This is a genomic window from Streptomyces sp. NPDC079020 (genome assembly GCF_044542225.1).
Classification (GTDB): Bacteria; Actinomycetota; Actinomycetes; order Streptomycetales; family Streptomycetaceae; genus Streptomyces.
The window spans coordinates 474,496-494,435 of record NZ_JBITUB010000003.1 but is presented as its reverse complement, the minus strand read 5'-3'; the positions used below and the strand labels follow the sequence as shown (position 1 = coordinate 494,435).

The following is a 19,940-nucleotide window of genomic DNA, read 5'->3' as shown; positions in this document are numbered from 1 at the left end:
ACGGTCGCTGGTAGCCGTAGTCCATGCCGCTCACCTCCCGCCGGCTGCGGGCCGCTCTTCTGGCCACCGCATCGGTCACCCTCGTCGCCGCCACCCTTCCCGCGCCCGAGCCCCTCGGCATCGGCGACCGGCTCTTCCCCGAGCTCGGCAACCCCGGCTACGACGTGCTCGCGTACGACATCGCCCTCACCTACCACGGCAGCAACACCGAACCTCTCGATGCCGTCACCGAGATCGCGGCCCGGACCACCGCGCCGCTGGAGTGGATCAACCTCGACTTCACCCACGGTGCCGTCCGCGATGTCGAGGTCAACGGTCTGAAGTCCGACTTCGTCACGAAGAGCGAGGACCTGATCGTCCGGGCGCCGGGCCGCCTCCCGGCAGGTGTGCCGCTCAGCATCACCGTGAGACACACCAGCGATCCCAACGGGGACCAGAACAACGGTGGCTGGGTCCGCACCGGCGACGGGCTCGTGATGGCGAACCAGGCCGACGCCGCACACCGGGTCTTCCCCGGCAACGACCATCCGGCCGACAAGGCGTACTTCACCTTCCGGGTCACCGCCCCCGAGAACCTGACCGTCGTCGCGAACGGCCTGTCCGCGGACCGTACCCGGCACGGCGCGACGACGACCTGGACCTACCGCACCGAACACCCCATGGCCACCGAACTGGCCCAGGTCTCCATCGGCGGATCCACCGTGGTGCGGCGCACCGGACCGGACGGCCTCCCGGTGCGTGACGTCGTGCCGGCGGCCGACCGCGAGAAGCTGGAACCCTGGCTGAAGAAGACCCCCGGCCAGCTGGCCTGGATGGAACAGCAGGTCGGCGACTACCCCTTCGAGACGTACGGCGTGCTGATCGCCGACGCCGCGACGGGGTTCGAGCTGGAGACACAGACGCTCTCCCTCTTCGAGAAGTCGCTGTTCACCGAAACCGCCTACCCCCAGGGGTACGTCGACTCCGTCATGGTCCACGAGCTCGCCCACCAGTGGTTCGGCGACAGTGTCTCGCCGCACTCCTGGTCCGACCTGTGGCTCAACGAAGGACATGCGACCTGGTACGAGGCCCGTTACGCGGAGGAGCACGCCGAGCAGCCGCTGGAGCGCCGGATGCGCGAGGCGTACACCCGGTCCGACGCGTGGCGCGCGGCCGGAGGCCCCCCGGCCCACCCGGACGCCCCGGTCCCGGGGCAGAAGATCAGCCTGTTCCGGCCGGTGGTGTACGACGGCAGCGCGCTCGTCCTCTACGCGCTGCGGCAGGAGATCGGCGACGCTGCCTTCGACCGGCTGGAGCGGACCTGGGTGCACAGGTACCGGGACGAGTCGGCGGCCACCGCGGACTTCACACGGCTGGCGTCCCGGATCGCGGGACGGGACCTGAGCGGGTTCTTCGAGGCCTGGCTCTACGCGGAGAAGACGCCGCCGATGCCCGGACATCCGGACTGGCGCAGCCAGAAGCCCGCCGAGCAGTGAGCCGCCCGCGCCGGCCGTGGCACCGGAAAACCCGAGTGACGCTCCGGGCAGGGTCATGCCACTATCAACGGGTCGGCACCGCGGCCGCCCCGGGATTCCCGCCCTGGGAATCATCCGGGCAGGTCACGCGTTGTGACTGACGTAACCGACTTCTATCGACGTAAGGATCCAATGACCTCCTCTTCTTCCCTTCCCCAGGACGCGCAGGACGCGCAGAGCGCCACGGAGAACGCCACCGAGAGCCTCAACGAAAGCCTTCGGGCGGACGCCCTGATGGAAGAGGACGTCGCCTGGAGCCACGAGATCGACGGAGCGCGGGACGGTGACCAGCTGGACCGCTCCGAGCGTGCCGCACTGCGACGCGTGGCGGGGCTGTCCACGGAGCTCGAGGACGTCACCGAGGTCGAGTACCGGCAGCTGCGCCTGGAGCGCGTGGTGCTCGTCGGTGTCTGGACCTCGGGGACGGTGCACGACGCGGAGATCTCCCTCGCGGAGCTCGCGGCTCTCGCCGAGACCGCCGGTGCCCAGGTGCTCGACGCCGTCTACCAGCGGCGCGACAAGCCCGACCCGGCCACGTACATCGGCTCGGGCAAGGCACTGGAGCTGCGCGACATCGTTCTCGAAACGGGGGCCGACACCGTCGTCTGCGACGGTGAGCTGAGCCCGGGCCAGCTGATCCACCTGGAAGACGTCGTCAAGGTCAAGGTGGTCGACCGGACCGCCCTGATCCTCGACATCTTCGCCCAGCACGCCAAGTCCCGTGAGGGCAAGGCGCAGGTCTCGCTGGCTCAGATGCAGTACATGCTGCCGCGTCTGCGCGGCTGGGGTCAGTCGCTCTCCCGTCAGATGGGTGGCGGCGGGTCCAGCGGCGGTGGCGGCATGGCCACGCGTGGTCCCGGTGAGACCAAGATCGAGACGGACCGGCGCCGGATCCGCGAGAAGATGGCGAAGATGCGCCGGGAGATCGCGGAGATGAAGACCGGCCGCGAGATCAAGCGGCAGGAGCGCAGGCGCAACAAGGTGCCCTCGGTCGCGATCGCCGGATACACCAACGCGGGCAAGTCCTCGCTGCTCAACCGGCTCACCGGTGCGGGCGTCCTGGTGGAGAACGCGCTGTTCGCCACCCTGGACCCGACCGTGCGCCGGGCGGAGACCCCGAGCGGCCGTGTCTACACCCTGGCCGACACCGTCGGCTTCGTACGGCATCTGCCGCACCACCTCGTCGAGGCGTTCCGCTCCACCATGGAGGAGGTCGGCGAGTCCGATCTCATCCTGCATGTGGTGGACGGCTCCCATCCGGTGCCGGAGGAGCAGCTCGCCGCGGTGCGTGAGGTGATCCGGGACGTCGGCGCGGTGAATGTGCGCGAGATCGTCGTGATCAACAAGGCGGACGCCGCGGACCCGGTGGTCCTTCAGCGTCTGCTGCGTGTGGAGAAGCACGCGATCGCGGTGTCGGCACGGACCGGCGCCGGGATCGACGAGCTGCTGGCGCTGATCGACGACGAGCTGCCGAGGCCGTCGGTCGAGCTGGAGGCGCTGGTGCCCTACATCCAGGGCGGCCTCGTCTCCCGGGTGCATGCCGAGGGAGAGGTGATCTCCGAGGAGCACACCTCCGAGGGCACGCTGCTCAAGGCGAGGGTGCACGAGGAACTGGCCGCGGAGCTCGCGGTGTTCGTTCCCGCCGCGCACTGACGGCGCACGCCGCCACAGCCGTACGGACCGAAGGCCCGTGCCGGGGAGACCGAGAGGCCTCCCCGGCACGGGCCTTCGGGCGTGACGCGGGAATCGGGACCGCCGACCGCTGATACCGGCGGTCGCGCGACCGGGGCCGGGCCGAACGCCCGGCCCCGGTCGCGCGTTCGGGCTACTGGCCCGCGTACTTCTTGCTGACCGCCTCGTAGATGCCCTTGGCCTCCTTGCCCAGGCGCGGGCCGGCCAGCCATCCGGCCGTGACCGGGCCGATCGACGTGTTCGAGACCAGGGCGGGCTTGCCGTCCTGGCCCGCCGCGACCCAGCCGCCGCCGGAGGAGCCGCCGGTCATCGTGCAGCCGATGCGGTACATCGTCGGTTCGTCCTTGACGACGGAGAGACGGCCCGGCCTGTCCTCGCACTGGAGCAGCTTCTGGCCGTCGAACGGCGGGGCGGCCGGGTAGCCGGTCGCCGTCATGTCCGCGATCTCCGGCACGGCCGGGGCGTTGAACTCCACCGGGAGCGCCGAACCGACCGTCTCCTCAAGAGACTTGCCCGACGCGCCCTTCTCCGGCGTCACATGCAGCACCGCGAAGTCGTACGGAGCGCCCTGCCCGCCGACCGACGCGCCCTCGGCGATCCACTGCTCGGACGTCTGGGCCCACTGACCCCACCAGACGCCGTACGGCGCGATCTTCTCCTTGGGGGCGCTCTCCAGCTCGGCGAGCGACAGCCCGCTGTTGTTGTACGCCGGGACGAAGGCGATGTTGCGGTACCAGCCGCCCTTCTTCCCCGCGTGCACACAGTGCCCCGCGGTCCACACCATGTTGGACTTGCCGGGGTTCGCGGGGTCCTTCACCACGGTCGCGGAGCAGACCATCGATCCGTCGGGACCGTCGAAGAGCAGCTTCCCGGACTCCGGGGCGCTGTCGTGGTACGGCGTCGGCACGGCCGCGGCCTGGACCGGGGCGGGGGTCGGGTCCGTCACGCCCTCGTCGCCGGATATGTCGTTGTCGACCGGCTTCTCCGGGGACTTGTCGGCATCGCGCATCCGGTCCGGGTCCCAGAGACCCTCGATGATCGGGTTCACGAAGTCCTTGGCCTCACGCAGCCATTTGTCCCTGTCCCAGTTCTTCCACTCGCCGTCCCTCCACTTCTCCGGGTCGATCCCGTGCTCCTTGAGCCGGTTCTTCAGGTCGTCCGGAATCGTGACCTTGCTGTCGGACTGGGCCGCGGAGCCGCTCGGCGTGACGCTCGCGTTGTCCTCCTCCGGCCCGCAGGCGGTGGCGGTGAGCGCCAGGACGGTGGCGACGGCTGCGGCGGCGAGCACGGGGGCGGGCGTGCGGCGTGCGCTCCTCCCACGGCGTGCTGCATCGGTCGGGCGAATGGGTCGCATCTGGTGATCCCCCTGGGACTTCGACACTCGTGACTCGGTACTTCTCTTCGGCTGCATCGGGCACTTCAGGTACATCGGGAACTCGGGGCGCCGGAACGACCGCTCCTGTCCTGAGTGCGGCCCCCACTATGCCGGTGCCGATGGGGACGGTGCGCGGCAGGGCCGTGGTTCCGCGTCCGCAAGGATCTTCCGATTTCCCCGTGCTCCCCGGCGGCCCGTGTCGTTGGTACGTACGGGGCACACCGGGGCGGCGTTCACCCGTGGTGTCCGCCCCCGTGACAACGCGACGACGTGCAGCGCAACCGTGACAGCAGGAGGACAACAGCTGTGGCCGTGACCGAACCAGCTCCGGTGGTACCGCCCTCCGCACACGAGGGCATTCTGCGGCGCCAGTCGCTGCGTGAGTCCGCCGCCAGGACGTATGCGCGTTCCCTGCCGATCGTGCCCGTACGGGCACGCGGCCTGACCATCGAGGGCGCGGACGGACGGCGCTATCTCGACTGTCTCTCCGGGGCGGGCACGCTGGCGCTCGGGCACAACCACCCGGTGGTGCTGGAGGCGATCAGAAAGGTCATCGACTCCGGCGCCCCCCTGCATGTGCTCGACCTCGCCACGCCGGTCAAGGACGCCTTCACGACCGAGCTGTTCGCCACTCTGCCCCCGGGGCTCGCCGACAACGCGCGCATCCAGTTCTGCGGCCCCGCGGGCACGGACGCCGTCGAGGCGGCGTTCAAGCTCGTCCGCACCGCGACCGGACGCAGCGGTCTGCTGGCCTTCACCGGTGCCTATCACGGCATGACCGCCGGGGCCCTCGAAGCCTCGGGCGGTGCCCAGGACATCCGGGTGACACGGCTGCCCTTCCCCCAGGACTACCGCTGCCCCTTCGGGATCGGCGGTGAGCGCGGCGCGGCCATCGCCGCACACTGGACCGAACACCTCCTGGACGACCAGAAGGGCGGCGTACCCGCCCCGGCCGGAATGATCCTGGAACCCGTCCAGGGGGAGGGCGGAGTGAACCCCGCCCCCGACAGCTGGATGCGCCGGATGCGGCGGATCACCGAGGACCGGTCCATCCCGCTGATCGCCGACGAGGTACAGACCGGGGTCGGCAGGACCGGAGCCTTCTGGGGCGTCGAGCACAGCGGCATCGTGCCCGATGTCATGGTGCTCTCCAAGGCGATCGGAGGCTCCCTCCCGCTCGCCGTGATCGTCTACCGCTCCGAGCTGGACCTGTGGCAGCCGGGGGCCCACGCGGGCACGTTCCGGGGCAACCAGCTCGCCATGGCGGCGGGAGCGGCCACCCTCGCCCACGTACGGGAGAACGGGCTCGCCCAGCGCGCCGCGACCCTGGGCGAGCGCATGCTCACGCGTCTGCGGTCACTGGGCGCGCACCATCCGGGCATCGGCAACGTCCGGGGACGCGGCCTGATGATCGGCATGGAGCTCGTCGACCCCGAGGCCGCACCGCTCCCCACGACGGCCGAAGACGGCGCGGCCCCGCCGCCACCGGACCCCGCCTTCGCCCGCGCCGTCCAGCAGGAATGCCTGCGCCGCGGCCTCATCGTCGAACTCGGCGGACGCCACGGTGCCGTGGTCCGACTGCTCCCACCCCTCACCCTCACCGATGAACAGGCAACCGCGGTCATCGACCGCCTCGCCGACGCGCTGACAGCCGCCGAGCGCTCGCCGAACCGTCGGGCCGCTGCCGGGTCGATCCACTGACCCCGGACACCCCCACAAGGAAGACCGCCGTGAACCCCACACCCGTACCCGAGGCCGACGGCCCTCTCTCCCACCAGCACCGAGGGCAGGACGGACCGGCCGGCCCCTGCACGGTCGAGGCGGCGACGGTGCCGCGCCAGAAGGCCGTCCCCCGCCGGGACCGGCGCGTCTCCACCGGCACCCCCGGCGGCCCGGCACCGGCGGACCCGCTGGACCACCCGGACCCGTTCCGGGCCGCGGACGCCGCGGGCACCGAGAACCTCCTGCGCTGCTGGACCCGGGAGAACGACCTGCCCCGACCCGGCCTCGGCACCCTCCGTATCCCGCTCCCCGCCACCGGCACGGCTCTGCTCGCCCCGGTCCTCTACTGGTCCGCCACCGGAGCGCACCGCTTCGGCCCGCCGGTCCTGGAGGGCGCGCCCGAGGGCGCGCCGCCCGCCGAAGCGGTCACCGTCGCGGCACTGCTCGGCCGGGAGGCCGACCGCCACAACGGCACCGATCTGGTGGCCAGGGTCGCCGACTCCGTACGCCACACCGCCGCCTTCATCGCCCAGCGGCGGCGCACACCCGAGGCCCCCGCCGGGTCCGGACCGTTCCTCACCGCCGAACAGTCCCTGCTGCTGGGACACCCGATGCACCCCACGCCCAAGAGCCGCGAAGGCCTCTCCGAGTCGGAATCCCGCCGATACTCGCCCGAGTCGCACGGCTCGTTCCCGCTCCACTGGATCGCCGTGGACCGCTCGGTGCTGGCCACCGGATCCTCCTGGACCGACCACGAAGGCCCGGTCTCCGCCGAGGCACTCCTGGCCCCCCACACCGACGGACTCCGCGTCCCCGAGAACGCCGCGGCGCTCCCGCTGCACCCCTGGCAGGCCGCCGAACTGCGGCGCCGCCCCGACGTCTTGGCGCTCCACGACGCGGGCCTGCTCCACGACCTCGGCCCGCACGGCGAGCCCTGGCACCCCACCTCCTCCGTCCGTACCGTGTACCGGCCCGGCGCGAACGTGATGCTCAAGCTCACCCTCGGCGTACGCATCACCAACTCCCGCCGCGAGAACCTCCGCAAGGAACTCCACCGGGGCGCGGAGGTCCACCGGCTGCTCGGCACGGGGCTCGCCGCACAGTGGCAGCAGGCCCACCCCGGCTTCGACATCATCAGGGACCCCGCCTGGCTCGCCGTCGACAGCCCGGACGGCCGCCCCGTACCGGGCCTCGATGTCATGCTCCGCCACAACCCGTTCGGACCGGGCGACGACGCCGTGTGCATCGCCGCACTCACCGCGCAGCGCCCCTGGCCGGGCCGCACCCACATGAGTTCCCGGCTCGCGGAGATCGTCTCCGCACTGGCCGCGCGCACCGGCCGGACGACCGGAGCCGTCTGCGCCGAGTGGTTCCTGCGCTACCTCGACCGTGTCGTACGCCCCGTCCTCTGGCTGGACGCGACCGCGGGGGTGGCACTGGAAGCCCATCAGCAGAACACACTGGTGCTGCTCGACCACGACGGCTGGCCCATCGGCGGCCGCTACCGGGACAACCAGGGCTACTACTTCCGCGAATCCCACCGTGCCGAGCTGGAACACCGGCTCCCCGGCATCGGCTCCGTCAGCGACACCTTCGTCTCCGACTCCGTCACCGACGAGCGCTTCGCCTACTACCTCGGCATCAACAACGTGTTCGGCCTCATCGGAGCCTTTGGTGCCCAGCGCCTCGCCGACGAACAGGTGCTCCTCGCCGCCTTCCGCCGGTTCCTCACCGGGGCCGCAGGAATGGGCTCACCCCTGCCCGCGTACCTCCTGGAGACCCGGCAACTGCGCTGCAAGGCCAATCTGCTGACCCGGATGCACGGCCTCGACGAGCTGGAGGGGCCGGTGGACACCCAGTCGGTGTACGTCACCATCGACAATCCGCTGAGCCCCTGACCCGCTGATCCCCGTGTCCCCGGCGCGCACCCGCTGCCGTGGGCGTCCGGGGATCCGACCGTCCGAAGCCATGAGAGGAGAGCCTCACCGTGCCCCCCGCAGACGCGCACACCGGCACCGGCGCCGAGGACACCCTCGACCTGAGGCTCTCCGAGGAACTCCTGGCCCTGTTCCGCGACGGATCGAGGGCGGCCGGCCCCCGGTCAGCCGCCTGTGACCTGCTCGGCGATCCGGCCTCCTGGCGCCCCGTCACCACAACCGCCGGAGAGTTCCGCCTGGTACCGGTGTGTCCGGACCGCGACCTCGCCGTGCTCAGCCGCTGGATGAACGACCCCGCGGTCGCCGCCTTCTGGGAACTCGCCGGACCCGAGACCGTCACCGCCGACCACCTCCGGCCACAGCTCGAAGGCGACGGGCGCAGCATCCCCTGTCTCGGCGTGCTCGGGGGGAAGCCGATGAGCTACTGGGAGATCTACCGAGCGGACCTGGACCCCCTGGCGCGCCACTACCCGGCCCGCCCCCACGACACCGGCATCCATCTCCTCATCGGAGGCGTGAACAACCGAGGCAGAGGCATCGGCACCACACTGCTCCGCGCGGTCGCCGACCTCGTGCTCGACAACCTCCCCCTGTGCGCACGCGTCGTGGCGGAGCCGGACCTGCGCAACACCCCCTCCGTATCCGCGTTTCTCAGCGCCGGCTTCCGCTTCTGTGCCGAAGTGGAACTCCCCGCCAAGCGCGCCGCACTGATGGTCCGCGACCGAGCGCACCGTGCCCAGCTGTGAACAACTCGCCGTATTGCCCACACCGCTCGAACCCCATCGGTTCCACCCGGAGGAGTCCCCGTGCCGAAATACCCTGCGAGCCATGAATCAGCCGAGCCCCAGAGCCTGCTCAGGACCCCCGAGCTGAACCGGGCGGTCTGGGACCGGGCCGCGGCCCGGCTGCTTGCCAAGATGCTCGGCGAGTTCGCCTACGAAGAGATCATCGAACCGGTCCAACGGCCCGGCGGCCGTGACACCTACGCCGTCCCGCTCGACGACGGGGGATTCCTGAGCTTCCGGGCCAGGCGCGGTGTCTACGGCAGCTGGCGCATCACACCGGAGTCGATCCGTCTGGGCGAGGAACCGTCCGGGACCGGGGTGTGCGGCGCCCCGGACACCCGGACGCGGCCGTTCGGCGACCCCCTGCACTTCCTCACCCGCGCCCGCGGCCTCCTCCGGCTCGACGGCGCCACACTGGGCCATCTCATCCGTGAGCTCACCACCACGCTGTCGGCCGACGCCCGCCTCGATCACACCGCGCTCACCGCGGCACGCCTGGCCGACCTGGACTACGCCGAACTCGAAGGGCACCAGACCGGGCACCCGTGGCTGGTGGCCAACAAGGGGCGGCTCGGCTTCTCCACCGTGGACGCCGCCGGGTTCACCCCGGAGGCCCGCAGAGCCGTCCGACTGCCATGGATCGCCGTCAGCACACGGATCGCCGGATACCGCGGAGTGACCCGGCTGGCCACGCCCGAGCGCCTGTACTCCGAGGAACTCGACGCCTCGGTCCGCGCGTCCTTCGCCGCCGAACTCACCTCACGCGGACTCGACCCGCAGAGCTATCTCTACCTACCCGTGCACCCCTGGCAGTGGAACGAGTGGATCGCTCCGCTCTTCGCCCCGGCCATCGCCGGCGGGGACATCGTCGCGCTGCACGCGGACGGCGACGCGCGTCTGCCGCAGCAGTCCATCCGCACGTTCTCCAATATCGGCCGGCCGGACCGGCACACGGTCAAACTGCCGCTGTCGATCCTCAACACCCTCGTATGGCGCGGTCTGCCCACCGAGCGCACCCTCGCCGCTCCGGCCGTCACCGCATGGGTCCAGGGCCTGTGCGAGACCGATCCGTTCCTGCGCGACACCTGCCGGGTCATCCTCCTCGGCGAGGTCGCCTCGGTGGCCGTCGAGCATCCGCTGTACGACCATCTTCCCGAGGTGCCCTACCAGTTCAAGGAAATCCTCGGCGCGATCTGGCGAGAGCCCCTGCCGCCCCGTCTGGCACCGGGCGAACGGGCCCGCACCCTGGCGTCACTGCTGCACACGGACCCGCACGGCCGCGCGTTCACGGCCGAACTGGTCGGCCGGTCCGGGCTGACACCGGCCGCGTGGCTCACCCGCCTCTTCTCCGCCCTGGTGCCGCCGCTGCTGCATTTCCTCTACCGCTACGGAACGGTGTTCTCCCCCCACGGCGAGAACGCCATCGTGGTCTTCGACGACCACGACGTCCCCGTACGTCTGGCGATCAAGGACTTCGTCGACGACGTCAATGTGAGCGCCCAGCCGCTGCCGGAGCACGATTCGATGCCCGAGGACGTACGGCGGGTCCTGCTGAGGGAGGAGCCCTCCTTCCTGACCCAGTTCATCCACTCCGGTCTCTTCGTCGGGGTCTTCCGCTATCTGTCGCCGCTGTGCGAGGAACAGCTCGACGTGCCGGAGGATGAATTCTGGTCACTTGTCCGGGCGGAGATCCTGCGCCATCACGCGCGGTTCCCCGAGCTCAAGGACCGGTTCGAGACGTTCGACATGCTCACCCCGCGGATCGAACGCCTCTGTCTCAACCGTAACCGTCTGCATGTGGACGGTTACCGGGACCGGCCCCAGCGCCCGCACGCGGCCATCCACGGCACCGTTCCCAACCCGCTCCACCCCATGGCGTGAGGCCGGGAGTGATCGCCGTTGTCAGTGGTGCGCCGTAGGGTGGTCGGGCTATGACGAAGCCATCTCTCCCCGAGCTCCTCCATGCCGCCGTCACCGCTGTCGGCGGTTCGGAAAGGCCCGGCCAGGCCACGATGGCCGCCGCCGTCGCCGAGGCCGTGGACGACCAATCCCATCTGCTCGTCCAGGCCGGCACCGGTACGGGCAAGTCCCTCGGCTATCTGGTGCCCGCCCTGGCCCACGGAGAGCGTGTCGTGGTGGCCACCGCGACACTCGCGCTCCAGCGCCAGCTCGTGGAGCGGGACCTGCCGCGCACGGTCGACGCGCTGCACCCGCTGCTGCGCCGCCGGCCCCAGTTCGCGATGCTGAAGGGGCGGTCGAACTACCTCTGCCTGCACCGGCTCCACGAAGGCGTCCCGCAGGACGAGGAGGAGGGGCTCTTCGACCAGTTCGAGGCGGCGGCGCCGTCCAGCAAGCTGGGCCAGGACCTGCTGCGGATGCGTGACTGGTCCGACGAGACGGAGACCGGGGACCGGGACGATCTCACTCCCGGGGTCTCCGACCGTGCCTGGGCGCAGATTTCCGTCTCCTCGCGCGAGTGCCTGGGTGCGACGAAGTGCGCGTACGGCGCGGAGTGCTTCGCGGAGATGGCCCGGGAGCGCGCCAAGCTCGCCGATGTGGTCGTCACCAATCACGCGCTGCTGGCCATCGATGCCATCGAAGGTGCCCCGGTGCTCCCGCAGCACGAGGTGCTGATCGTCGACGAGGCCCACGAGCTGGTCTCCCGGGTCACCGGCGTGGCCACCGGTGAGCTCACCCCGGGCCAGGTGAACCGCGCGGTCCGCCGGGCCGCGAAGCTCGTCAACGAGAAGGCCGCCGACGCGCTGCAGACCGCGTCGGAGGGTTTCGAGCGGGTGATGGAGCTGGCGCTGCCCGGTCGTCTGGAGGAAGTGCCCGAGGACCTCGGCTACGCGCTGATGGCCCTGCGCGATGCCGCGCGCACGGTGATCTCCGCCATGGGTGCGACCCGGGACAAGTCGGTCCAGGACGAGGACGCCGTCCGCAAGCAGGCCATGGCGTCGGTCGAATCGATCCACAGTGTGGCCGAGCGCATCACCCAGGGCTCGGAGTACGACGTCGTCTGGTACGAGCGGCACGACCGCTTCGGGGCCTCCGTGCGCGTGGCCCCGCTCTCCGTCTCCGGTCTGCTGCGCGAGAAGCTGTTCGCCGAGCGTTCCGTGGTCCTGACCTCGGCCACGCTGAAGCTGGGCGGGGACTTCAACGGGGTGGGTGCGTCGCTGGGACTCGCCCCGGAAGGCGCGGCGGGCGATGACTTCCCGCAGTGGAAGGGGCTGGACGTCGGCTCACCCTTCGACTACCCGAAGCAGGGCATTCTGTATGTCGCCCGGCATCTGGCCACACCGGGGCGGGAGGGGACGCGTACGGACATGCTGGACGAGCTCGCCGAGCTGGTGGAGGCGGCGGGCGGCCGCACGCTGGGTCTGTTCTCCTCGATGCGCGCGGCCCAGGCGGCGGCCGAGGAGCTGCGTGGCCGGCTGGACAAGCCGATCCTGCTGCAGGGCGAGGAGACGCTCGGGGAGCTGATCAAGAACTTCGCCGCCGATCCGGAGACCTGTCTCTTCGGCACGCTCTCGCTCTGGCAGGGCGTCGATGTGCCAGGGCCGAGCTGCCAGCTGGTGATCATGGACCGGATCCCGTTCCCGCGGCCCGACGATCCGCTGATGAGTGCGCGCCAGAAGGCGGTGGAGGAAGCGGGGGGCAACGGGTTCATGGCCGTGGCGGCGACACACGCCGCTCTGCTGATGGCCCAGGGAGCCGGCCGGCTCGTACGGGCCACGGGCGACAAGGGTGTCGTTGCCGTGCTCGACCCCAGGCTGGCCAATGCGCGGTACGGGAGCTACCTGCGCGCTTCGCTGCCCGATTTCTGGTACACCACGGACCGCAACCAGGTACGACGCTCACTGGCCGCGATCGATGCGGCAGCCACGGCCGACGGCAGGTGAGCGGGCTGACGGCGGGCAGAGCAGGACCCCGGGATCGGCGCAGTTAATCCCGGGGCCCGGTCGAGGTCGGCGGGTTTCACACCCGCCGCAGCACCGCGACGACCTTGCCGAGAATGGTCGCCTCGTCGCCGGGGATCGGCTGGTACGCGGCATTGTGCGGGAGCAGCCATACATGGCCGTCCTCGCGCCGGAAGCGCTTGACGGTCGCTTCGCCGTCCAGCATCGCGGCCACGATGTCCCCGTTCTCGGCGACGGGCTGACGGCGCACGGTCACCCAGTCGCCGTCACAGATCGCCGCTTCGATCATCGAGTCACCGACGACCTTCAGGACGAACAGCTCGCCGTCCCCCACCAGCTGGCGGGGGAGGGGGAAGACGTCCTCGACGGACTCCTCGGCGAGGATCGGTCCACCGGCGGCGATCCGTCCCACCAGGGGGACGTACGAAGCGGCGGGCTTGCCCGTCGTGTCCGTGGGCTGGGTGCTGGGCTGGTCGGAGCCGCGGACCTCATAGGCGCGCGGGCGGTGCGGGTCCCGTCGGAGGAAGCCCTTGCGCTCCAGCGCCATCAGCTGATGGGCGACGGACGAGGTGCTGGACAGGCCCACTGCCTGACCGATTTCCCGCATGGAGGGCGGATATCCCCGCCGCTGGACGGAATCGCGAATGACCTCGATCACCCGTCGCTGCCGGTCGGTGAGTCCCGAGCTGTCCGCCCGGATTCCTGGGGGCCGGCCGGGCAATGAGCGCGCGGGGCGCGCGGGCTCCGGCCCCTCCGTGTTCATGACTGAGTCATTCATTGAATGCACCGGCTCAAGTCGGCTCTGGGAGCGGTGGTCCTGGGCAGTGATGGTGGCACTGTCTGCGGTGGTGGTCACGTCGGCCCCTCTCGAATGTTCTCCCTAGTTGGACAACGGTAGTAGCTTTCGAAAGGTTGCGCCAAACACACGTTCGAGTGAAAAACGAATAAAGGGCTGTCGTGGCCTTACCGTCAGGTGTATGCGCGGGACGCGGAGTGACCGGCAATTCGGTTCATTACGGTAGCGTTCCCGGGCGCGGCCGGGGGTGCGCGGGCGGTCCGTGAGGGTGCCGTTCCAGTGTGTCATCCGGCGCCCCCGGGATCTCGGCGGCCGTGCGTTTCCCGTACCCTCATGGCTGGCCCGCCCGTCCCCTCTCCGCTCCCGCCGCGCGACACGCGACAGGGGCGAAAGTGCGGCCAAACCCTAGATCTAGTGGTTGGATTGCTCCGGCCACCCAGAAGTTGTGGTCCCGGGTCATCGGGTTGATGGTCATCGCCTATGCTTGAACCTGCTTCAACGGGTCCGTACCGGGCCTGAAGAGGCTATTCAGTCGTGCTGTGAAGGAGGGTTGGGAGCCATGCACTGCCCCTTCTGCAGGCACCCCGACAGCCGGGTCGTCGACAGTCGCACCACCGACGACGGCACGTCGATCCGCCGTCGCCGTCAGTGCCCGGACTGCTCCCGTCGTTTCACCACGGTGGAGACCTGCTCGCTGATGGTGGTCAAGCGCAGTGGCGTGACCGAGCCGTTCAGCCGTACCAAGGTCATCTCGGGCGTCCGCAAGGCATGCCAGGGGCGGCCCGTCACGGAGGACGCCCTCGCCAAGCTCGGCCAGCGGGTCGAGGAGGCGGTGCGCGCCACCGGCAGCGCGGAGCTCACCACCCATGACGTGGGTCTGGCCATACTCGGCCCCCTGCGGGAACTCGACCTCGTCGCCTACCTGCGCTTCGCGTCCGTGTACCGGGCGTTCGACTCACTCGAAGACTTCGAGGCCGCCATCGTGGAACTGCGCGAGCGGCGGCCCCTCGTGGAGGACTGCGGGGGCCGGGAGACCGTCGAGGTCCCGGCACCCGCCACCGCCGCCGACTGAGCGGCATGTGCCCGTCCCGCCCGGCAGAGGCCTGCCGGCGGAGACCGGGCAGCACAAGACCTGTTCCCGGAGCGCCGTACGCGGTGGCCGGAACATCAGACACACACTGTGTCCCGGGAAGAACTGGGCACTTCAGGGCGTTTTTGCCCACATATGGGAGGCGGCATGACAGAGACGGCGAGCGGCCCGGCACGAGGTTCCCGCACCAAGGGCACCAAGTCGAGCAAGGGTCTGCGTATCGAGCGCATCCACACCACCCCCGGCGTGCATCCGTACGACGAGGTGGCGTGGGAGCATCGTGACGTCGTCATGACCAACTGGCGCGACGGCTCGATCAACTTCGAGCAGCGTGGCGTCGAGTTCCCCGACTTCTGGTCGGTGAACGCGGTCAACATCGTCACCAGCAAGTACTTCCGTGGGGCTGTCGGCACTCCGCAGCGCGAGACCGGTCTGCGACAGCTGATCGACCGGATCGTGAAGACGTACCGGAAGGCCGGAGAGGACTACAACTACTTCGCCTCTCCCGCGGACGCCGAGATCTTCGAGCACGAGCTGGCGTACGCCCTCCTGCACCAGATCTTCAGCTTCAACTCGCCGGTCTGGTTCAACGTCGGCACGCCCCAGCCGCAGCAGGTCTCCGCCTGCTTCATCCTGGCCGTCGACGACTCCATGGAGTCGATCCTCGACTGGTACAAGGAAGAGGGCATGATCTTCAAGGGCGGCTCCGGCGCCGGCCTGAACCTCTCCCGGATCCGTTCCTCCAAGGAACTGCTCTCCTCCGGCGGCAACGCCTCCGGTCCGGTCTCCTTCATGCGGGGTGCCGACGCGTCCGCCGGAACCATCAAGTCCGGTGGCGCCACGCGCCGCGCGGCCAAGATGGTCATCCTGGACGTCGACCACCCCGACATCGAGAACTTCATCGAGACCAAGGTGAAGGAGGAGGAGAAGATCCGCGCCCTGCGCGACGCGGGCTTCGACATGGACCTGGGCGGCGACGACATCACGTCCGTCCAGTACCAGAACGCCAACAACTCGGTCCGGGTGAACGACGAGTTCATGAGGGCCGTCGAGTCCGGCGGCAAGTTCGGGCTGCGTGCCCGGATGACCGGCGATGTCATCGAAGAGGTCGAGGCCAAGTCCCTCTTCCGCAAGATGGCCGAAGCCGCCTGGGCCTGCGCCGACCCCGGCATCCAGTACGACGACACGATCAACCAGTGGCACACCTGCCCGGAGTCCGGCCGGATCAACGGCTCGAACCCGTGCAGCGAGTACATGCACCTGGACAACACCTCGTGCAACCTGGCTTCGCTGAACCTGATGAAGTTCCTCAAGGACGACGGCGAGGGCCACCAGTCCTTCGAGTCCGAGCGCTTCGCCAAGGTCGTCGAGCTGGTCATCACCGCGATGGACATCTCGATCTGCTTCGCGGACTTCCCGACCCAGAAGATCGGCGAGAACACCCGCGCCTACCGTCAGCTCGGCATCGGCTACGCCAACCTCGGCGCCCTGCTGATGGCGACCGGCCACGCGTACGACAGCGACGGCGGCCGCGCGCTCGCCGGCGCCATCACCTCGCTGATGACCGGCACCTCCTACCGGCGCTCCGCCGAGCTCGCCGCGGTCGTCGGCGCGTACGACGGCTACGCCCGCAACGCCGAGCCGCACCAGCGCGTCATGCGGCAGCACTCCGACGCCAATGCCAAGGCCGTCCACGTGGACGACCTCGACTCGCCGATCTGGGCCGCCGCGACGGAGGCCTGGCAGGACGTGATCCGCCTCGGCGCGAAGAATGGTTTCCGTAACGCGCAGGCCTCGGTCATCGCGCCCACCGGCACCATCGGTCTCGCGATGTCCTGCGACACCACCGGCCTGGAGCCCGACCTCGCCCTGGTCAAGTTCAAGAAGCTGGTCGGCGGCGGCTCGATGCAGATCGTCAACGGCACCGTGCCGCAGGCACTGCGCCGCCTCGGCTACCAGCCGGAGCAGATCGAGGCGATCGTCGCCCACATCGCCGACAACGGCAACGTGATCGACGCTCCCGGTCTGAAGACCGACCACTACGAGGTCTTCGACTGCGCGATGGGCGAGCGTTCCATCTCCGCCATGGGGCATGTCCGGATGATGGCGGCCATCCAGCCGTGGATCTCCGGCGCGCTCTCCAAGACCGTGAACCTGCCGGAGACGGCCACCGTCGAGGACGTCGAAGAGGTCTACTTCGAGGCGTGGAAGATGGGCGTCAAGGCGCTCGCGATCTACCGCGACAACTGCAAGGTCGGCCAGCCCCTCTCCGCGAAGACCAAGGACAAGGAGAAGGCGGCGGTCACCGCCAAGGCCGAGGACACCATCCGCACCGCGGTGGAGAAGGTCGTCGAGTACCGTCCGGTCCGCAAGCGCCTGCCCAAGGGGCGCCCGGGGATCACCACCTCCTTCACGGTGGGCGGCGCCGAGGGCTACATGACCGCCAATTCCTACCCGGACGACGGTCTCGGTGAGGTGTTCCTCAAGATGTCCAAGCAGGGCTCGACCCTCGCGGGCATGATGGACGCCTTCTCCATCGCCGTCTCGGTGGGTCTGCAGTACGGCGTTCCGCTGGAGACGTACGTTTCGAAGTTCACGAACATGCGCTTCGAGCCGGCCGGTATGACGGACGACCCGGACGTGCGGATGGCCCAGTCGATCGTCGACTACATCTTCCGCCGTCTGGCGCTCGACTTCCTGCCCTTCGAGACGCGCTCGGCGCTCGGCATCCACTCGGCCGAGGAACGTCAGCGCCACCTCGACACCGGTTCGTACGAGCCGTCCCTGGAGGACGGGGACCTGGACGTCGAGGGCCTGGCCCAGTCCGCTCCGCTGCACGTGGAGCCCCTGAAGGCGGTGGCGGCTCCGGCGGAGTCCGCTGAGAAGCCCGCCCCGAAGACGGCCCACACCTCGGCGGAACTGGTCGAGATGCAGCTCGGCATCAGCGCCGACGCACCGCTCTGCTTCTCCTGCGGTACGAAGATGCAGCGCGCCGGCTCCTGCTACATCTGCGAGGGCTGCGGCTCGACCAGCGGTTGCAGCTGAAACCGGGCGGAATTGCGTCGGATGCATCATCCGGCGTAGCTGAACCCGGAGCGTGATCTCTGCGAGGGAGGGGCGTCGGCCACGGCCGACGCCCCTCCCTTCTGCGGTCGGTACACCACGACTGCGTTCGGAGAACGCGCATCGCGCCAGCCCCGGCCTTGCCGGGAGCCGGGCGGTCGTCGAAGTCGGTGCCCGCCGCTGTCCGCGCCCGAGCCCTCGGCATCGACGTCGGCGTGGCCGTCAAGTGGCAGCGGGCCGCCGCCGGGGACCGGGGGCGCCTGCGCCACCGAGATCAGCCGACGCACATGCGATGACCATTCCCGGAGGAAACAGCCGCCCATGCCCCCACACCGCGCTGGAAGCAACTGCTTGACGACCGGCTCGCCGAAGCGGTCGACGTGCTGGGCGCCATCGCAGGCGTTCCCGGCAGTTCTCACACCCGCCCCCCTCATCAGACGTGTCGCCTCATTGGATGTGTCGGACGAGTAGCGAAACCGCTGGTGCTCCGGGCGTTCAGAGAACGTCCTGCCAGAGCTCTGGAGGAGACGCGTCCCGCTACGAGCAACGTGTCCTGGACGCGTACTTCGCGCGCACCTCCGCCCATTCCAGCGAAGTGGCCGATGCTTTCCACGACGCGTACATCCCGATGCACACGGAGGGGACCGTCCTGCGGCGCGGTCCCGTCCGCGGTGTTCAGCTCAGGCGCTCATGGCGGAGGAGCACGACGCCATTGCCGAACGCCCTGGTCTCCACGAGCCTCAGATCGGTCCTGGTCTCCGCCGGCCGGAACAGGGGATTTCCCTCTCCGAGGATGACCGGATGAACGCAGAGGTGGTACTCGTCGATCAGGCCGAGCCGCGCGAAGGAAGCGGCGAGGTCGGCACCGCCGAGCGCGAGGTCCCCGTCCGTCCGTTCCTTGAGCTCCAGGATCTCGTCGACGACGACTTCACGCACGACGGTGGTGTTCCAGTCGGCCCGTTCGAGCGTTCTGGAGAACACGTACTTGGGCATGTCCCGCCAGATCCCGGCGAAATCGGCCATGGGGGCGGGGCACGACGGGTCGGCGTCCGCTGTTGGCCAGAAGTCGGCCATCAGCTCATGGGTGACACGGCCATCGAGGAACGCCCCCATCATCCTCAGCCGGTCATTGAAGTATCCGTGCACCTCGTCGTCGACCAGGTGCCAGCCGATGTCGCGGCCGGGTCCCTCGAAGAAACCGTCGAGGGATACCGACATCATCAGGATGATCTTGCCCATGCGGGTCCTCGCCGACGTGATCGGATCAGGGTTCCCGCCGCCGGATCAGGTCCCCGGGGTATGGCTCCCCATCATCATGGCGAACGAGTCGGGGTCCCCCTCGAAGCCACGCACGGCCGAGCGGAACCCCCATACTCCCGAGCTGTCCCGGGTGAACTCGGCGACGACCGCCGCGGTGGCCGTGGAGACTCCGGAGAAGTCGTCCTCCGCGAGCGTGGTGTAGCCCTCGCGGATCTGTACGCCGGTGCGCTGTATCCCGCCGAACGTCTTGTGGCCGTTGCGCTGCTGGATGGCGACCCCGACCACCACCCGCCCGTACCTCGGCGCCAGCCGGTCCAGCTCGATGGTCATGACCTCGTCGAAGCCGAGGCCCTGGCCGGTCCTGCTGTCCCGGTTCAGCGCGATGGTGCCGTCCGGCGAGCGGCTGTCGAAGTGCACCACGTACGAGGGGCTGCCGTAGGGCTCGTCCACCGTGTACGTGGCGGCGATGATGTCGAGGTCATTGGCCGGATCGCCGCTTTCGCTGGGGTCCCATTTCAGCCGTACTTCGACCTTCTCGATGTCCTTGTTGGGAGTACTCACAGGGCTTCCCTCCTGGCCGCCGCACCGACGGTCCGCTCTCATCAACCGATCATGTACGTAACTCTCCATGGAACCAACTGTCCTGACACCGGGCGACGGATTCGGGCCATCTGTACCGCAGCGGCGACACACCTGTGAACCGGTGGATACGAGAGGGATCCGGGATGCGCCGATTCCGGGCAGGCATCGCCGAGCTGGTGACCTGCGACACGTTCGGCGCCGTAC

General features: G+C 69.6%; 13 protein-coding genes. 9 read left to right on the top strand and 4 right to left on the bottom strand.

All coding sequences use genetic code 11. The features are described 5' to 3' along the window. The first annotated feature begins 23 nt into the window (after nt 1-23). Together ACIGJO_RS09295 and hflX are read left to right on the top strand one after the other, a co-directional pair. On the top strand, nt 24-1,475 hold the full coding sequence (locus ACIGJO_RS09295; protein WP_399954376.1) for a M1 family metallopeptidase: 1,452 nt from the start codon (nt 24-26) through the stop codon (nt 1,473-1,475). A gap of 171 nt (nt 1,476-1,646) precedes the next feature. Continuing rightward, nucleotides 1,647-3,167, top strand: coding sequence for a GTPase HflX (gene hflX, locus ACIGJO_RS09290; protein ID WP_399954373.1), 1,521 nt, complete (start codon nt 1,647-1,649; stop codon nt 3,165-3,167). Nucleotides 3,168-3,339: 172 nt separating this feature from the next. Here the strand turns inward: hflX and ACIGJO_RS09285 are convergent, their stop codons facing one another. Further along, the gene (locus ACIGJO_RS09285) at nt 3,340-4,560 is read right to left on the bottom strand and encodes a trypsin-like serine peptidase (protein WP_399954371.1); all 1,221 of its coding nucleotides are present in this window, start codon (nt 4,558-4,560) and stop codon (nt 3,340-3,342) included. 327 nt (nt 4,561-4,887) lie between these two features. Here ACIGJO_RS09285 and ACIGJO_RS09280 point away from each other — a divergent pair, with 327 nt between their 5' ends. The 5 genes from ACIGJO_RS09280 (at nt 4,888) to ACIGJO_RS09260 (ending at nt 12,927) form a co-directional block, all read left to right on the top strand. Next, nucleotides 4,888-6,282 (top strand): diaminobutyrate--2-oxoglutarate transaminase family protein, encoded by a 1,395-nt coding sequence (locus ACIGJO_RS09280; protein ID WP_399954367.1) that lies wholly within the window; start codon nt 4,888-4,890, stop codon nt 6,280-6,282. Nucleotides 6,283-6,311: 29 nt separating this feature from the next. Continuing rightward, a complete protein-coding gene (locus tag ACIGJO_RS09275) occupies nt 6,312-8,201 on the top strand; it encodes an IucA/IucC family protein (RefSeq protein WP_399954364.1) in 1,890 nt (629 codons plus the stop codon). 89 nt (nt 8,202-8,290) lie between these two features. Continuing rightward, the gene (locus ACIGJO_RS09270; protein WP_399954362.1) at nt 8,291-8,986 is read left to right on the top strand and encodes a GNAT family N-acetyltransferase; all 696 of its coding nucleotides are present in this window, start codon (nt 8,291-8,293) and stop codon (nt 8,984-8,986) included. 60 nt (nt 8,987-9,046) lie between these two features. Further along, nucleotides 9,047-10,906, top strand: a complete 1,860-nt coding sequence (locus ACIGJO_RS09265) for an IucA/IucC family protein (RefSeq protein WP_399954359.1) — start codon at nt 9,047-9,049, stop codon at nt 10,904-10,906. Between the two features lie 50 nt (nt 10,907-10,956). Continuing rightward, nucleotides 10,957-12,927 carry an ATP-dependent DNA helicase gene (locus ACIGJO_RS09260; protein WP_399954357.1) on the top strand — a complete coding sequence of 657 codons (1,971 nt, stop codon included), beginning with the start codon at nt 10,957-10,959 and terminating at the stop codon, nt 12,925-12,927. 76 nt (nt 12,928-13,003) lie between these two features. On the opposite strand, the gene lexA is transcribed toward ACIGJO_RS09260, so the two are convergent. Beyond that, nucleotides 13,004-13,801: a transcriptional repressor LexA gene (gene lexA / locus ACIGJO_RS09255; RefSeq protein WP_399954354.1), complete on the bottom strand. Its 798-nt coding sequence runs from the start codon at nt 13,799-13,801 to the stop codon at nt 13,004-13,006. Between the two features lie 499 nt (nt 13,802-14,300). On the opposite strand from lexA, the gene nrdR reads away from it, so the two are divergent. Beyond that, nucleotides 14,301-14,813, top strand: a complete 513-nt coding sequence (gene nrdR, locus ACIGJO_RS09250) for a transcriptional regulator NrdR (RefSeq protein WP_399954351.1) — start codon at nt 14,301-14,303, stop codon at nt 14,811-14,813. 165 nt (nt 14,814-14,978) lie between these two features. Continuing rightward, complete coding sequence (locus ACIGJO_RS09245; protein ID WP_399954348.1) at nt 14,979-17,876, top strand: vitamin B12-dependent ribonucleotide reductase; 2,898 nt, start codon at nt 14,979-14,981, stop codon at nt 17,874-17,876. Between the two features lie 693 nt (nt 17,877-18,569). Here ACIGJO_RS09245 and ACIGJO_RS09240 read toward each other — a convergent pair. Further along, on the bottom strand, nt 18,570-19,133 hold the full coding sequence (locus ACIGJO_RS09240) for a dihydrofolate reductase family protein (protein ID WP_399954346.1): 564 nt from the start codon (nt 19,131-19,133) through the stop codon (nt 18,570-18,572). Nucleotides 19,134-19,178: 45 nt separating this feature from the next. Continuing rightward, a complete protein-coding gene (locus tag ACIGJO_RS09235; protein ID WP_399954343.1) occupies nt 19,179-19,715 on the bottom strand; it encodes a TerD family protein in 537 nt (178 codons plus the stop codon). Between the last annotated feature and the right edge of the window lie 225 nt (nt 19,716-19,940).